This window comes from Phenylobacterium sp. RIFCSPHIGHO2_01_FULL_69_31, from assembly GCF_001824475.1.
In the GTDB taxonomy this organism is placed as follows: Bacteria; Pseudomonadota; Alphaproteobacteria; order Caulobacterales; family Caulobacteraceae; genus Phenylobacterium.
Map to the genome: position 1 here is coordinate 97,453 of NZ_MHXN01000009.1, position 13,889 is coordinate 111,341.

Sequence of the window (13,889 nt, forward strand, 5' to 3'; positions counted from 1 at the left end):
GTCACGCAGGGTCCGGATCGGCGCGGCGCAGGCCGGCGATCAACCGCTCCACGCCGGCCTTCAGCGCGGTGATCTCCTCCAGCGGCATGGGCAGCTGGCAGAACATGGCGCCTGGGACGGCCAGGGCTTTTTCCCGCAGGGCGCGGGCGTGGGGCGTCAGCCCGATCATCACCCGGCGCTCGTCGGTCGCGTCACGCGTGCGGGTGACCAGGCCCGCCTTCTCCATGCGCTTGAAGAGTGGCGTCAGGGTGCTGGACTCCAGCCCCAGCCGGCGGCTGAGATCGCCGACCGACTGTGGCGCCTTGGTCCACAGGGCCATCAGGGCCAGGTATTGCAGATAGGTCAGGCCCAGCGGCTCGAGCAGCGGCCGGTAGGCCCGGGTCATGAGGTTGCTCGCGGTGTAGAGCGCGAAGCATAGCTGCACGTCCAGGCTCAGCGGGTCGAACGGCTGGGCCTCGTCCTGCTCCGTCACAGCTCACTCCCCGCCTACGACGCGCCAGCCGCTATTTGGACGCCGCAGCGTAGCGGGCGCAAGCGTGGCGGCCCGTCCCATCGCCGCTCCCCCAGGATTGTCACTGGGCCTGTATAGGGGGGCGACGAGGACCTGCGGCGCTGGCGCGATCGCGCCCTATTTCGGCGTGAGTTCGAACAGCCCGCTGACCGAGGTGCGCACCACCAGTTCGCCCGGCTCGATCCGCGTGCCGGTGACGACGATCTCCTCGATCCGGTTGGCGCTCATCACCTGGCTCCAGCCCTGGGAGTCGACGCGCACGAGACGCACGACGCGCTGGCCCATGACATCAGCCACGCGCGCGGCGTCGTCCTGCAGCGCGCGAAGCGCCTGGTCGCGGGCCTCGCGCTGGGCCTTGCCTGGATCCGCCAGCCCGTAGCGGACGCCGCGCACCTGGTTCGCACCAGCGCCCATGGCGGTGTCCAGCAGATCGCCAGCCCGCCCGGGGTCTCGGGCAATGACCGAGACCATGGTGGTGGCTTCATAGGCGATGATCCGGACAGGCCCTCCGGAACGATCCGAATACTTCGGGGTGATCTGGACCTGCTGGGTCTGGATGTCGCGCTGGGCGACGCCGGCTTTCCTCAGAGCCTGCACGGCGGCGTTCACGCGGCCGTTCGTCTCGGCGCTCGCGCCCTGGGCCGTCGCCGCTTCCCACGTGGCGCCGATCACCAGGGTGGCTATCTCGGGAACAGTACGCACCTCGCCCTGCGCCGAAATATTCAGCGTGGTGGTGCGGAACGCGGCCTCGCCCTGCTGGCCCCACGCGGGCGAGGCCCCCATCGCGCCTGCGACGAGGGCGGCGGCCAGGACGATGGCGCGGCGCATCGAACACTCCCAGGAAGCCGGCCGCAGGTCGCGGCCTATCAAGGGTTGTATTCTTTCCGCGCTGCCAGGGCTATTCCCGCAGTAGCTCGTTGATGCTGGTCTTCGACCGGGTCCGCTCGTCCACCGTCTTCATGATCACCGCGCAGTAGGTCGACGGGAGCGAGGGATCGACCGGGTTCGGCCGGTTGCCGGACACCACCACCGAATAGGGCGGCACCTCGCCGGTGAAGGTCTGGCCGGTCTTGCGGTCGATGATCGGCGTGGTGGACGTGATGAAGGTGCCCATTGAGAGCACCGAGCCCTCGCGGACGATCACACCCTCGGCCACCTCGGCCCGGGCGCCGATGAAGCAGTTGTCCTCGATGATCGTCGGGTTGGCCTGGAGCGGCTCCAGGACCCCGCCGATGCCCGCGCCGCCGGAGATGTGCACGTTCTTGCCGATCTGGGCGCAGGAGCCGACGGTGGCCCAGGTGTCGACCATCGTGCCCTCGTCCACATAGGCGCCGATGTTCACGAACGAGGGGGTCATGACCACGTTCCGGGCCACGTAGGCGCCCTTGCGGACGATGCAGCCCGGCACCGCGCGGAAGCCGGCGGCCTCGAAGCGGGCGGCGTCCCAGCCGGTGAACTTCAGGGGCACCTTGTCCCAGTAGGGATGCGGCGCGTCGGCGTCGATCAGGCGGTTCGCGGTGAGGCGGAAGAACAGCAGGATCGCCTGCTTGGCCCACTGGTGCGTGACCCACGTCCCATCCGCCATCCGCTCCGCCACTCGGATCTTGCCGGAATCCAGGAACTCGATCGTTTCGTACACCGCATCGCGCACCTGGCCGGTGGTGGCGGTGTTGATGCCGTCGCGCGCCTCCCAGGCGGCTTCGATCACGCTCTTCAGGTCGTCGGACATCTTCAGGCGGCCTCTTTCAGTCTCGCGTCTATCAGAAAGGGCGCGAGCTTGTCGGTGCGGTGGTGGATGAAGGGGGCGGTGGACTGGGCGGCGTAGGCGCCCACCAGCACGGTGGTCATGCCGAGGTCCGCGGCGGGCGCCAGGTTGCGCTCGGAGTCCTCGAAGAAGGCCGTGACCGCCGGGTCGATGTCGTGCGCCGCCGCGATCCGCTCGAACGCCGCCGCGCTGGGCTTGGGCTCATAGCCCGAGGAGCCGATATGGAAGACGTCGTCGAACAGGTGGGAGAGGCCCAGGCGCTCCAGCACCCGCTCGGCGTGGACGTCGTCGGCGTTGGTGAAGATCAGCCGGCGGCCGGGCAGCCGCTCCAGCGCCGTCAGCAGGTCCGGGTCGTGGGCGAGGGCCTCCAGCGACATGTCGTGGAAGATGGCGTGGAAATCCTTCGGGTCGACGCCATGGTTCAGCATCATGCCCTTCAGGGTCAGGCCGTGCTCGGACAGATAGGCCTTCTGCAGCCTGAAGGCCTCGTCCCTCGGCAGGCCGGTGACCTTCTCCACGAAGTCGGTCATCCGGTCGACGATCGCGGCCATGAAGCCCGACTCGGCCGGGTAGAGCGTGTTGTCCAGGTCGAACAGCCAGGTGTCGATGTGGCGCAGATCGGCCCGGAACAGGTTGGCGCTCATCGGCAGACCAGCGTGCCCGACCCGTGCTCGGTGAAGAGCTCGACCAGCATGGCGTGCGGGCGGCGACCGTCCAGGATCACCACCGCCTCGACCCCGGCCTCCACCGCCGCGATCGCGGTCTCCAGCTTGGGGATCATGCCGCCGGTGGCCACGCCCGTGGCGATGGCGTCCTTGGCCTCGGCGACGGTGAGCTGGCGGATGAGCTCGCCGTTCTTGTCCAGCACGCCGGCCACGTCGGTCAGCAGCAGCATGCGCTTGGCCTCCAGGGCCCCCGCCATGGCGCCGGCCACCGTATCGGCGTTGATGTTGTAGGTCTGACCCTCCTCGGACACGCCGATCGGAGCGATCACGGGGATGTAGTCGTCCTCGGCGCTCAGCAGCGCGTCGATCAGGGTGGTGTCGATCTTCTTCGGCTCGCCCACGAAGCCCAGGTCGACCACCTTCTCGATCTCGCTGTCCGGGTCCTTCTTGGTGCGGACCGCCTTCTCGACGGTGATCAGGCGGGCGTCCTTGCCGGACAGGCCCACGCCCCGCACCTCCGCCTCGGCGCCGGCCAAGGTGATCCAGTTGGCGATCTCCTTGTTGATCGCGCCGGACAGGACCATCTCGGCCACCTCCATGGTGGCGTCGTCGGTGACGCGCAGGCCGTCGATGAAGGTGGACTTCACCCCCGCCCGCTCCAGCATGCGGCTGATCTGCGGGCCGCCGCCGTGCACCACCACCGGGTGCAGGCCCAGCATCTTCAGCAGCACCACGTCGGCGGCGAAGAGCTTGGCCACCGACTCCTCGCCCATGGCGTGGCCGCCGTATTTGATGACCACCGTCTCGCGGTCGTAGATCTGGATGTAGGGCAGCGCCTCGGCCAGCGTCTTCGCCGTCGCCCAGCCCTGCTCTTCCGTACCCTGGCTCAAATGATCGTCCTCGAAACCCGGGCGACCGGATAGCGGACAGGGCGCCCCCTGTCACCCGCGCAAGGGTGTGATAGTCGAACCGTCACAGTCGGGAGAGTTGGTGATGAGAGCGATCTGGGGCGCCGCGCTGGCGGCGACGTTGCTGGCGGGCGGCGCGCAGGCGAAAACGGTGGCGGTCACCGCCGAGCGGCTGCTGGACGTGAAGACCGGCAAATACCTGGAAAAGCCCCTGCTCGTGATCGAGGACGGCCGCATCGCCAAGGTGGGGAAAGCCGGCGATGCGATCCCGGCCGGCGCAGAACGCGTGGATCTGGCGGGCGTGACGCTGCTGCCCGGCCTGATCGACATGCACGTCCACCTGACCAGCGCCGGCAAGTACGGCGGCTACCGGCCCTACGAATTCACCGACAGCTTCTGGACGGCCGTCGGCGTCGCCAACGCCGAGACGACGTTGGAGGCGGGCTTCACGACGATCCGCAACGTCGGCACGGCGTTCTATGCCGACGTGGGCCTGCGCGAGGCCGTTGACGAGGGCTGGATCGTGGGGCCCCGGATCATGGCCTCGGGCTACGCGCTGGGCGCCACGGGGGGCCATTGCGACGAGACCTTCTTCCCGCCGTCGATGGAGGAGAAGAGCCCGGCCCTCGTGGACAGCCCCGAGGAGGGGCGCAAGCAGGTGCGCACGCAGCGCAAGTACGGCGCCCGCGCGATCAAGATCTGCGCGACCGGCGGCGTCTTCTCGCGCGGCACGGAACCTGGCGCCCAGCAGCTTACCCTTGAGGAAATGAAGGCCATCGCCGACGAGGCGCACATGGCGGGCATGAAGGTCGCCGCCCACGCCCACGGGGCGCCGGGCATCAAGGACGCCATCCGGGCCGGTGTCGACACCATCGAGCACGTGAGCCTGATCGACGACGAAGGGATCAAGCTGGCGGTCCAGAAGGGCACGTGGCTGGGCTTCGACATCTACAACACCGACTTCACCCAGGCCGAGGGCAAGAAGAACGGCGAGCTGGAAGACAACCTGCGCAAGGACCGGGAGATCGGCGGTATCCAGCGTGAGAACTATCGCAAGGCCCTGAAAGCCGGCGCCCGGATGGTCTTCGCCACCGACGCCGGGGTCTATCCGCACGGCCTGAACGCCAAGCAGTTCGCGGTCATGGTCCGCTTCGGCGCCACCCCGCTGCAGGCCATCCAGTCGGCCACGCTGAACGCCGCCGAGGCCCTCGGGTGGGAGAAGGACGTGGGTCAGGCCGCGCCCGGCTTCTATGGCGACCTCGTGGGCGTCGCGGGCGATCCGCTGGCGGACGTCACCGCGCTGGAGAAGCCCGTGTTCGTGATGAAGGGCGGTGAAGTGGTGCGGCGAAACTAGTCCGCCACCTCGGGCAGCAGGCGAACGAAGTGGTCCTCGACGGCGCGGTAGCATTCGCAGGCCGCGCGCTCGAGGCCGGGCCGGTCCAGCACCTCGACCCGGCCCCGATGGGTGCGGATCAGTCCGCGATCCTGCAGCACGCCGGTCACCGCGGTCACCGTCGTGCGCTGGACGCCCAGCATCTCGGCCAGGGACTCCTGCGTTAGCTGGATGATGTTGTCGCCGGCGCGGTCGTGGGTGGCCAGGAGCCAGCGGGCGCAGCGTTCCTCGGTGCGATGCAGGGCGTTGCAGGCCACCGACTGCATCATCTGGGCGAGCAGGGCGTCGGCATAGCGCGAAAAGAGGTCGGCGAAGCGGGGCGAGCCGGTCTTGGCAGCCTCCAGGTGACTGGTGGGGATGGCCAGGGCCTGGCCGCCAATCTGCATCACCGCACGTCCGAAGGCCGGCTTGTGCCCCTCGCTGACGATCCCCCCGATGGCGCCCTCGCGCCCGACCGTGGCGGCCTCCACCTCGCGCCCATCGCGGGTCACGATCAGCAGCGAGACCATGGTCCGGTGGCACGGGAAATACGTCGTGACCACATCGTCGCCCGGTTCGAACAGCACCTTGCCGCGCGGCAGGTCGACCAGTTCGAGATGAGGCTGAAGCACCTCGAAGTCGCGGGCCGAAAGGGCGCCGAGCAGGCGGTTGGCCCGGCGCACCACGGTGCGGGCGCCGTCTTTGCGTTCAAGCGTTATCCCGGGCTTTTCCATCGATCAGCATTCCCCATTCGACACCAGCGAAACGCCGAACGGCGGCGCTTGTTGCATCGGGCGGGGAACGCGGTTCGCGCCGTCACACGGTGCGGGCGATCACTTCCTTCATGATCTCGCTGGTCCCGCCGTAGATCCGCTGGACCCGCGCGTCGCGCCACAGGCGGGCGATGGGATACTCGTTCATGTAGCCGGCGCCGCCATGCAGCTGCAGGCCCGCGTCGCAGATCTCCCACTGCAGCTCGGTGTGGAAGAGCTTGGCCGCGGAGGCTTCGGCGGCGCTGAGCTCGCCCTTCAGGTGCCGCGCGATCGCCCAGTCCAAGTGCGCCCAGCCGGCCTGGAGCTTGGCCTTCAGGCCGCCCAGGGTGAAGCGCGTGTTCTGGAAGTCGAACACCGTCTGGCCGAAGGCCTTGCGGTCCTTGGTGAACTTCACCGTCTCGTCGAAGGCGCGCTGGGCCGCGGCCTGGGCCTGGACGGCGATCCCCAGCCGCTCCTGCGGCAGCTGGGTCATCAGGTAGACGAAGCCCTTGCCCTCCTCGCCCAGGCAGTTGGTGATCGGCACCCGGACGTCCTCGAAGAACAGCTCCGACGTGTCGGCCGAGTGCTGGCCGATCTTGTCGAGGTTGCGGCCGCGCTTGAACCCCTCGCGGGTCGCTTCGACCAGGATCAGCGAGATACCCTTCGACCGGGCGTTCGGATCGGTCTTGGCCACCACGATGATCAGGTCGGCGTTCTGGCCGTTGGTGATGTAGGTCTTCGAGCCGTTGACGACATACTCATTGCCTTCCCGCCGGGCCGTGGTGCGCACGCCCTGCAGGTCGGAGCCGGCGCCCGGCTCGGTCATGGCGATGGCGGTGATGGCCTCGCCCGAGACCATCTTGGGCAGCCACTGCTGCTTCTGTTCCTCGGAGCCGTAGTTGGCGATGTAGTCGGCGACGATGTCGGACTGCAGGGTGATGCCCGCCGACGAGCCGGCGTAGAACAGCTCTTCGGAGATGACCACGTTGTAGCGGAAGTCGAGGCCCAGGCCCCCGTACTCGGCGGGGACGGTGGGGCAGAGGATGCCGGCCTCGCCGCACGCCAGCCAGAACTGGCGGTCGATGATGCCGTCGGCTTCCCAGCGATCGAGGTTCGGCGTCAGGGCGCGGTCGTAGAACTTGCGCACCTGGTCGCGGAACAGGTTCAGCTCCTCGTCGAACGGGGCGCGGGAGTCGGTCTGGATCATGGCGGGTCCCTGGGGTTCGCCCCGCCAGTTAGCCGGGTGACGCAGCGGACGGCTAGAGCTGCGCCCCCGGCCTCAGAGCTCGCAGGCGGCCAGGATCTCGGCGCGCAGCTCCGGAATGCCCGTGCCTTTCTCGGCTGACGTGGCGACGACGCGGGGAAACGCGGCCGGGCGCTTGGCGATCTTGCGGACCGTCTCGGCGCTGACCTGCGCCACGTCGCGGGGCTTCAGCTTGTCGGCCTTGGTCAGCACGATCTGGTAGCTGACGGCCGCCAGGTCGAAGGCCTCCATGGCTTCCAGGTCCACGTCCTTCAGCCCATGGCGGCTGTCGATGAGCAGGTAGGCGCGCTTCAGGTTCGGCCGGCCGCGCAGGTAGGCCCGGCCCAGGTTCTGGAACTTGTTCTTCTCGCCGCGGCTGACCTTGGCGAAGCCGTATCCGGGCAGGTCGACCAGGCGCAGCGTCTCGTCGGCCACGAAGAAGTTCAGCTCCCGCGTGCGGCCCGGCGCCGTGGAGGCGCGGGCCAGGTGCAGGCGGCCGGTCACGGCGTTTATCAGCGAGGATTTGCCGACGTTGGACCGCCCGGCGAAGGCCACCTCCGGCAGGTCGGCGGGCGGCAGGCCGTCCATGGCCACCGCGCCCATCAGGAAGCGAACGGGGTGGGCGAAGAAGACCCGCGCCGCCTCCAGCGCCTCGGCATCGAAGGGCTCGGCGCCGTCGCGAGCTGGGGGCGTCTCGCTCACCCGACCGCCTTGCCCCGATTGGTGAACTTGCCGATCAGCTGGTCGATCGGGTTGTCCACCTTGAAGCGCCGCATGATCACGTACTGCTGGATGGCCGTCAGGATGTTCGACCACGTGTAGTAGACGAGCAGGCCGATCGCGAACTGCGCCATGATGAAGGTGAACAGGATCGGCATCAGCTGGAAGATCCGCTGCTGCATCGGATCAGGCGCGGGCGGGCTCATCGAGGTGGTGAGCCAGGTGGTGAAGCCGTACAGGATCGGCAGGATGCCGATGTGCAGGCTGGTGGCCAGGATGCCCCCGATGAAGGGCGCGCTGCCCGGGTCCCAGGGGATCGCGCCGAACAGGTTCCAGATGGTGGTCGGATCGCGCGCCGACAGGTCCTTGATGTAGCCGATGAACGGCGCGTGCCGCATGTCGATCTCGAGCTGCAGCACCTTGAAGAGGGCGAAGAAGACCGGGATCTGCAGGAAGATGGGCAGGCAGCCGGCCAGCGGGTTGACCTTCTCCCGCTGGTAGAGGGCGAGCAGCTCCTGCTGCTGTTTGGCCGGGTCGTCCTTGTACTTCTTGCGCAGCTCCTCCATCGCCGGCTGCACCTTCTTCATCTTCGTCATCGACTCGTACTGCTTGTTCGCGAGCGGGAAGAAGATGAGGCGGACCACGACGGTCAGCAGTAGGATGGCGACGCCGAAGTTGCCGACGTGACCGTAGATCCAGGCCAGGAACTGGAAGATCGGCCGGGTGATGAACCACAGCATGCCCCAGTCGATGGCCTCGTCCAGGTTCTGGACCCCGAGCTTGTCCTGGTACTCCTGGAGCACCGGGTTCTGCTTGGCGCCGGCGAAGACGCGGGTGGTGTGGGTGATCTGGCGACCGGCGCCGATCGAGCGGGCCTGGCCGACGAAGTTGGCGTCCAGCAGGTTCAGGCCCGGGGTCTTGGTCAGGCGGTACTGGCCGTCGAAGGCTTCGTTCTGGGCCGGGATCACTGCGGTCAGCCAGTAGTGGTCGGTCACGCCGATCCAGCCCCCGGTGGACTTGTAGATCGGCGTCGAGCCGTCCTTCTGCCACTTGGCGTACTTGAGCGGGCGGCGCTTGCCATCGAGCCAGCCCATCCCGCCCTCGTGGATCACGCCGTTCTTGCCCAACGTCGGCGGCACGCCCTGGCGTACGACCGAGCCGTAGGGGGCCAGGGTCACCGGCTGGCCCGTTGTATTGGCCACGGTGTCGGTGATCGTGAACATGTACTTGTCGTCGACCGAGATCACCCGGGTGAAGGTGAGGCCAGCGCCGTTCGCGTAGGTGAGTGTCACCGGCTGGCCGGGCGCGAGCACCGAGCCCTGGCTGAGCGTCCAGGTGGTCTGCGGGCCGGGCACGCCGGGGATATTGGCGCCGACCCAGCCCACTTCGGCGAACTGGGCGTATTGCGTCCCCTCGGGGCGCAGCAGTTCGACCGGCGGCGCGTCCTTCTCGAGCGTCTCGCGGTACTTCACGAGGTAGAGGTCGTCGATGCGGCCGCCCTTCAGCGACAGCGAGCCCTTCAGCGCCGGCGTCTCGATCGGCACGCGCGGGATGGCGGCGATGGCGGCCTGGCGGGTGACGGCCACGGGAACCTGCGGCGCCAGCGGGCCGGCGACGCCGGTTGTGCTGGTGGCGGCGGGCGGCGCCTGACGGGCGCGCTCCTCCGCCTGGCGCTTGGCCTGCGGGTCGATGACGAACACCTGGTAGACCAGGAGCAGGAGGGCCGCGCACACGAAGAAGATGATCGTGTTGCGGGTGTTGTCGTCTCTCATGAGCGGGACGCAGGTTTCCGTCGAGGAAGAGAAGGGGCGGGGCCGTCTACAGTTGGGGGGCCGCGCGTTCGGCGGCGAGCCTTATCAGCGCGCTTTTCACGTCGTCAAGCAAACGGACCCAGGGGCGCTTTAGCACGCCGCCGCGGGCGATGATCACATAGTCGACGCCGGGGGTGGCGAATTCCGGCAGAAGGGCCCGGGCGGCCTCGCGCATCCGGCGCTTGGCTCGGTTGCGCTCGACGGCGCCGCCGATGCGTTTGGTGGCTGTAAAGCCGACGCGGACCAGCGAGGTCTCGTCGCCGCGGGGGCGGGCCTGAACGACAACGGCCCCCTTTGCGCACGAGGGGGCCTGGGCGCAGGCGAGGAACTCGCTGCGCTTCTTCAGCTTTTCGATGGTCATGCGGCCTGGCGGCGCGGCGTCCGTCATGCGGACACCTGGCCGGTCCTAGGCGCTGAGGCGCTTGCGGCCCTTGGCGCGGCGGCGCGCCAGAATCTTCTGGCCGTTCTTCGTGGACATGCGCAGACGGAAGCCGTGACGGCGCGCGCGCACGAGGCGAGACGGTTGGAAAGTGCGCTTCACGACGAAAGCTCCGGGGTCGAAAATCGAGCGGCGGTGGATAGTGGAAGGGTGGGGGCCTGTCAACCACCTGAGGGCGGTTCAGTCTGCCAGCGTCAACACCACCGGGCCGTTGCGGGTGGCCACCAGCGTGTGCTCGTACTGGACGGTGGGCTGGCCGCCTGGCGGGCGGAGGGTCCAGCCGTCGTCGTTGGCCTCTTCCACCCAGTCCGCGCCCAGCGACAGGAACGGCTCCAGGGTGAAGACCAGGCCCTCGGTGATCCGGCGCCGTTCGCGGGGCTCGTGCCAGGTGGGGATCTCGGTGGGATCCTCGTGCAGCGAGGCGCCGACGCCATGGCTGGCGAGGTTGCGCACCAGGCTATAGCCGTTCTTCCGGGCGAAGGCCTCGATCTGCCGGCCGGGCTCGGAGAGGGCCGCGCCGGGCCGCACGGCGCGGATGCCGGTCCACAGCGCCCGGCGCCCGTCGCGGCACAGGCGCTCCACCCGCTTGCTGGCCGGCGGCACGGCGAAACTGGCGCCCGTATCGCCGAAGAAGCCGTCCAGCTCGGCGGAGACGTCGATGTTGATCAGGTCCCCGGCCTTGACCTGGCGGTCGTCCGGGATGCCATGGGCCACGTCCGGGCCCACGGAAATGCAGGTGGCGCCCGGGAAGTTGTAGGTCAGCTCCGGCGCCGAGCGCGCGCCCTCGGCTTCCAGCATCCGGCGGCCGATCTGGTCCAGCTCGCGGGTCGTGATCCCCGGCTCCAGCGCCTCGCCCATGGCCTTCAGCGTACGGGCCACGAGGCGGCCGGCCGCCTTGAGCTTTTCCAGTTCTTCTTCGCTGCCGATGGTCATGGGGGTCCTACAGATCCGGCCGGATGATCGTCTTGCCGACCACCTTGCGCCGGGCGAGAGTCTCGTAGGCCTCGCGCCAGTCGTCCAGGGCGTATTCGCGGTCGACGCGGGGGTTCACGGCGCCTTCCTCGGCGAGCTTCCAGATCGCCTCGTTGTTCTCGCGGCCCTTCTCGGGGAACTGGCGGCCGTATTCGCCTGCGCGGACCCCGTGGACCGAGAACCCTTTGATGAGGGCGATGTTGACCGGAAGCGTCGGCAGGCGGCCCGAGGTGAAGCCGATGGAGAGGATGCGGCCCCCGAAGGCGATGCAGCGCGTCGACTCATCGAAGATGTCGCCGCCCACAGGGTCGTAGATGACGTCGGCGCCCCTGCCGCCGGTCAGCTCCTTCACCCGTTCGCGGAAGCCGCCGGTGACGTTGACCACGGCGTCGACGTCGTATTCGCGCTGGATCACCGCCAGCTTCTCGTCCGAGGCCGAGGCGGCGATCACCTTGCAGCCGAGGACTTTCGCATAGTCGACGGCGGCGAGGCCGACGCCGCCCGCGGCGCCGTGCACCAGGACCCATTCGCCGGGTTGCGCATCGGCACAACGCTTCAGGGCCACATAGGCGGTCAGGTAGGCCACCGGGTATCCCGCGGCCTGGGCGAAGGAGAGGCGCTTGGGCTTGAGCCGCAGGGCCGCCGCCGGAAAGATCGCATACTCCGCAAACACGCCTCGCCCGCCGGCGCACACCTCGTCACCCGGCTTGAAGGTGGTGACGCCCTCGCCGACGGCGTCGACCTCGCCGGCCATCTCCATTCCGCCGATGAAGGGCAGGGCGGGCTTGTGCTGGTGCTCGCCGCGGGTCTGCATCAGGTCGGGGAAGTTCACGGCGGCGGCGCGGATTTTCACGCGCACGTCGCCCGGCCCCGGCTCGGGCAGCGGGATGTCCTTCACCCGCACGCCGGCGTAGTCCGGGAGCAGTTCCTCGACGACCAGCGCGCGCATCGGCCTATTCCTCGTAGAGCCCCCGCACCAGGCCGGCGATCTCGCGGCAGGCCGCGTCAGCCGCCGGGATCGCGCCGGTGAAGGCCGTGAAGGCGTGTGAGAGGCTATCGTAGCAACGGTACCGCACCGTCACGCCAGCGGCGTTCAGCGCCTTCGCATAGGCCTCGCCCTGGTCCACCAGCGGGTCGAAGCCGGCGGTGGCGATGACGGCGGGCGCCAGGCCTGTGAGGTCCTTCTGGCGAAGCGGCGACAGGCGCACGCCGGCCGGGTCGTCGTCCGGCCCCAGGTAGTGCCCCATGAACCAGACCATCATCCCGCTGGTGAGCGGGAAGGCGTCGGCGTAGGTGGTCATGGACGCGCTCTGCGAGGCCGCGTCGGTGCAGGGATAGACGAGCAGTTGGAGCCGCGGCTGCGGCTCGCCCGCCCGCTTCAAGTCCTGGCAGACGATCGCCGCGAAGTTCCCGCCCATCGAGTCGCCCCCGATGGCGACACCCGCCGCGCCGTACGAGGCGGCCTGGTCGCGGGCCCAGCGGTAGGCGGCCAGCACGTCGTCCAGGCCGGCGGGGAAGCGATGTTCCGGCGCCAGCCGGTAGTCCACCGACAACACGGGTGCGCGGGTTATCCGGGCCAGCAGGGCGCAGAAGCAGTGGCTGGTGTCGAGGGTGCCGATCACCCCGCCGCCCATATGGGCCCAGACCATCAGCGGGGCGCCAGGATCCTGAGCTTCGGGGCGATAGAGGCGGGCCGGGATGACTCCCTCGGCGCCCGGCACGCTGAGCGGCTCCCACCGCACGCCCGGCTCCAGGTTGCCGCTGACCGCGGCCAGCGCCTGGGTCTCGCCGCGCCGGGCTTCCGCCGGCTGCAGCGTTTCCATCGCAGGACCCTTGCGGGCCTGGGCGGCCAGGAACTGCAGGCGCGGATCCAGCGTGCGGCCGCCCTTGTAGACCACTCCGCCGCCCGCCATCAGGCGCAGAAGGGGCGCAGGCAGCGAGAGGATCGTGCGGGCGATGAGGCGCTGCGCGGCGGCAGACGCCATCAGCACCTGGCTCCCGGCAGGCCCTTCAGGCCGTTCAGGATCATCTCCACGGCGAAGTCGGCGGCCGCAGCGGTGTCGATGGGGCGGCGCATCAGCATCCGGTCGCACACCTCCCGCGCCACGGCGATGCAGGCAGCGGCCATATAGTCGGGGTCGGAGATCGGCCCGCGCCCCTCGACGATGGCCGCCTGGATGGCGTCCTTCACCTCGGCGAACACGGCGGCCATCTCGGGCGTCTCGCCGTGGACGTGCGGCTGCTGTTCGCCGGCCGGCCGGCGGGCTGCCCAGCTGATGTGCTCGTCGGCCATGAATTCGAAATAGGCGACGATGGCGTCGCGGACGAAGAACTCCAGCGGGCCGCCCTTGCTGCGGAGCGCCTTCAGGATCGGGGCGAACCGGCGCGCGCCGTCGTCGGCGAGGGCGGCGAACACCTCCTCTTTCGAGCGGTAGTAATTGTAGAAGGTGCCGGCCGCGAGGCCGGTCCGCCGGATGATGTCGCGGACCGTGGCGGCCTCGTAGCCCAGCTCGCCGAAGACCTCGCGCGCGGCGTCCAGGATGGCCTGGCGGTTCTGGACCTTGGTCTGCTCCCGCTTGCCCACGGGAAGATAAGCGACCTGCGACATTCGAACCCCAACGCCCCCGAAAAACTTGACGGGTGTCATATTAGAGTCGTCGCAACTTTGCGCAAACGGAAAGGGCCGGCCCACGTATGGTCCCGTGCGCCGGCCCCCGTCACCAAGGCGCGT

At 69.1% G+C, this 13,889-nt stretch carries 16 protein-coding genes; 1 reads left to right on the top strand and 15 read right to left on the bottom strand.

Going from position 1 to position 13,889, the window contains the following annotated elements; translation table 11 throughout:
• Position 1: 1 nt before the first annotated feature.
• The 5 genes from A2790_RS06465 to argB form a co-directional block, all read right to left on the bottom strand.
• Entirely contained in the window at positions 2-472 is a 471-nt protein-coding gene (locus A2790_RS06465) for a MarR family transcriptional regulator (protein WP_293388968.1), read from the bottom strand.
• A 156-nt stretch (positions 473-628) separates the two neighbouring features.
• Complete coding sequence (locus A2790_RS06470; protein ID WP_293388971.1) at positions 629-1,339, bottom strand: SIMPL domain-containing protein; 711 nt, start codon at positions 1,337-1,339, stop codon at positions 629-631.
• A 70-nt stretch (positions 1,340-1,409) separates the two neighbouring features.
• Complete coding sequence (dapD, locus tag A2790_RS06475) at positions 1,410-2,240, bottom strand: 2,3,4,5-tetrahydropyridine-2,6-dicarboxylate N-succinyltransferase (protein ID WP_293388974.1); 831 nt, start codon at positions 2,238-2,240, stop codon at positions 1,410-1,412.
• Between the two features lie 2 nt (positions 2,241-2,242).
• Positions 2,243-2,920, bottom strand: a complete 678-nt coding sequence (locus A2790_RS06480; RefSeq protein WP_293388976.1) for a pyrimidine 5'-nucleotidase — start codon at positions 2,918-2,920, stop codon at positions 2,243-2,245.
• Positions 2,917-3,831, bottom strand: a complete 915-nt coding sequence (argB, locus tag A2790_RS06485) for an acetylglutamate kinase (protein WP_293388979.1) — start codon at positions 3,829-3,831, stop codon at positions 2,917-2,919. Before argB ends, A2790_RS06480 begins: the two co-directional genes overlap by 4 nt.
• Before the next feature lie 103 nt (positions 3,832-3,934).
• Here argB and A2790_RS06490 point away from each other — a divergent pair, with 103 nt between their 5' ends.
• Positions 3,935-5,203, top strand: coding sequence for an amidohydrolase family protein (locus A2790_RS06490; protein ID WP_293388983.1), 1,269 nt, complete (start codon positions 3,935-3,937; stop codon positions 5,201-5,203).
• Here A2790_RS06490 and A2790_RS06495 read toward each other — a convergent pair.
• The 10 genes from A2790_RS06495 to A2790_RS06540 form a co-directional block, all read right to left on the bottom strand.
• Positions 5,200-5,955, bottom strand: coding sequence for a Crp/Fnr family transcriptional regulator (locus A2790_RS06495; RefSeq protein ID WP_293388985.1), 756 nt, complete (start codon positions 5,953-5,955; stop codon positions 5,200-5,202). The two genes, A2790_RS06490 and A2790_RS06495, sit on opposite strands and share 4 nt — an antisense overlap.
• A gap of 82 nt (positions 5,956-6,037) precedes the next feature.
• The gene (locus A2790_RS06500; protein ID WP_293388988.1) at positions 6,038-7,180 is read right to left on the bottom strand and encodes an acyl-CoA dehydrogenase family protein; all 1,143 of its coding nucleotides are present in this window, start codon (positions 7,178-7,180) and stop codon (positions 6,038-6,040) included.
• Positions 7,181-7,252: 72 nt separating this feature from the next.
• A complete protein-coding gene (gene yihA, locus A2790_RS06505; RefSeq protein WP_293389304.1) occupies positions 7,253-7,819 on the bottom strand; it encodes a ribosome biogenesis GTP-binding protein YihA/YsxC in 567 nt (188 codons plus the stop codon).
• A 95-nt stretch (positions 7,820-7,914) separates the two neighbouring features.
• Complete coding sequence (gene yidC / locus A2790_RS06510; protein WP_293388991.1) at positions 7,915-9,708, bottom strand: membrane protein insertase YidC; 1,794 nt, start codon at positions 9,706-9,708, stop codon at positions 7,915-7,917.
• 46 nt (positions 9,709-9,754) lie between these two features.
• Positions 9,755-10,135 carry a ribonuclease P protein component gene (rnpA, locus tag A2790_RS06515; protein ID WP_293388994.1) on the bottom strand — a complete coding sequence of 127 codons (381 nt, stop codon included), beginning with the start codon at positions 10,133-10,135 and terminating at the stop codon, positions 9,755-9,757.
• Between the two features lie 18 nt (positions 10,136-10,153).
• On the bottom strand, positions 10,154-10,288 hold the full coding sequence (gene rpmH / locus A2790_RS06520; RefSeq protein ID WP_068877158.1) for a 50S ribosomal protein L34: 135 nt from the start codon (positions 10,286-10,288) through the stop codon (positions 10,154-10,156).
• Positions 10,289-10,366: 78 nt separating this feature from the next.
• Positions 10,367-11,119 carry a type I methionyl aminopeptidase gene (map, locus tag A2790_RS06525; protein ID WP_293388997.1) on the bottom strand — a complete coding sequence of 251 codons (753 nt, stop codon included), beginning with the start codon at positions 11,117-11,119 and terminating at the stop codon, positions 10,367-10,369.
• Between the two features lie 7 nt (positions 11,120-11,126).
• Positions 11,127-12,107: an NADPH:quinone oxidoreductase family protein gene (locus A2790_RS06530; protein ID WP_293389000.1), complete on the bottom strand. Its 981-nt coding sequence runs from the start codon at positions 12,105-12,107 to the stop codon at positions 11,127-11,129.
• Between the two features lie 4 nt (positions 12,108-12,111).
• Entirely contained in the window at positions 12,112-13,143 is a 1,032-nt protein-coding gene (locus A2790_RS06535; protein ID WP_293389003.1) for an alpha/beta hydrolase, read from the bottom strand.
• Positions 13,143-13,766 (bottom strand): TetR/AcrR family transcriptional regulator, encoded by a 624-nt coding sequence (locus A2790_RS06540; protein WP_293389006.1) that lies wholly within the window; start codon positions 13,764-13,766, stop codon positions 13,143-13,145. The genes A2790_RS06535 and A2790_RS06540 overlap by 1 nt, the downstream gene beginning before the upstream one ends.
• Positions 13,767-13,889 lie beyond the last annotated feature (123 nt).

Coding starts and splice junctions, on each gene's coding strand:
- A2790_RS06540 (WP_293389006.1), bottom strand. CDS start 13,766: ATGTCGCAGGTCGCTTATCTTCCCGTGGGCAAGCGGGAGCAGACCAAG.
- yidC (WP_293388991.1), bottom strand. CDS start 9,708: ATGAGAGACGACAACACCCGCAACACGATCATCTTCTTCGTGTGCGCG.
- A2790_RS06470 (WP_293388971.1), bottom strand. CDS start 1,339: ATGCGCCGCGCCATCGTCCTGGCCGCCGCCCTCGTCGCAGGCGCGATG.
- A2790_RS06480 (WP_293388976.1), bottom strand. CDS start 2,920: ATGAGCGCCAACCTGTTCCGGGCCGATCTGCGCCACATCGACACCTGG.
- A2790_RS06495 (WP_293388985.1), bottom strand. CDS start 5,955: ATGGAAAAGCCCGGGATAACGCTTGAACGCAAAGACGGCGCCCGCACC.
- dapD (WP_293388974.1), bottom strand. CDS start 2,240: ATGTCCGACGACCTGAAGAGCGTGATCGAAGCCGCCTGGGAGGCGCGC.
- A2790_RS06490 (WP_293388983.1), top strand. CDS start 3,935: ATGAGAGCGATCTGGGGCGCCGCGCTGGCGGCGACGTTGCTGGCGGGC.
- A2790_RS06530 (WP_293389000.1), bottom strand. CDS start 12,107: ATGCGCGCGCTGGTCGTCGAGGAACTGCTCCCGGACTACGCCGGCGTG.
- A2790_RS06535 (WP_293389003.1), bottom strand. CDS start 13,143: ATGGCGTCTGCCGCCGCGCAGCGCCTCATCGCCCGCACGATCCTCTCG.
- rnpA (WP_293388994.1), bottom strand. CDS start 10,135: ATGACGGACGCCGCGCCGCCAGGCCGCATGACCATCGAAAAGCTGAAG.
- map (WP_293388997.1), bottom strand. CDS start 11,119: ATGACCATCGGCAGCGAAGAAGAACTGGAAAAGCTCAAGGCGGCCGGC.
- A2790_RS06500 (WP_293388988.1), bottom strand. CDS start 7,180: ATGATCCAGACCGACTCCCGCGCCCCGTTCGACGAGGAGCTGAACCTG.
- yihA (WP_293389304.1), bottom strand. CDS start 7,819: ATGGGCGCGGTGGCCATGGACGGCCTGCCGCCCGCCGACCTGCCGGAG.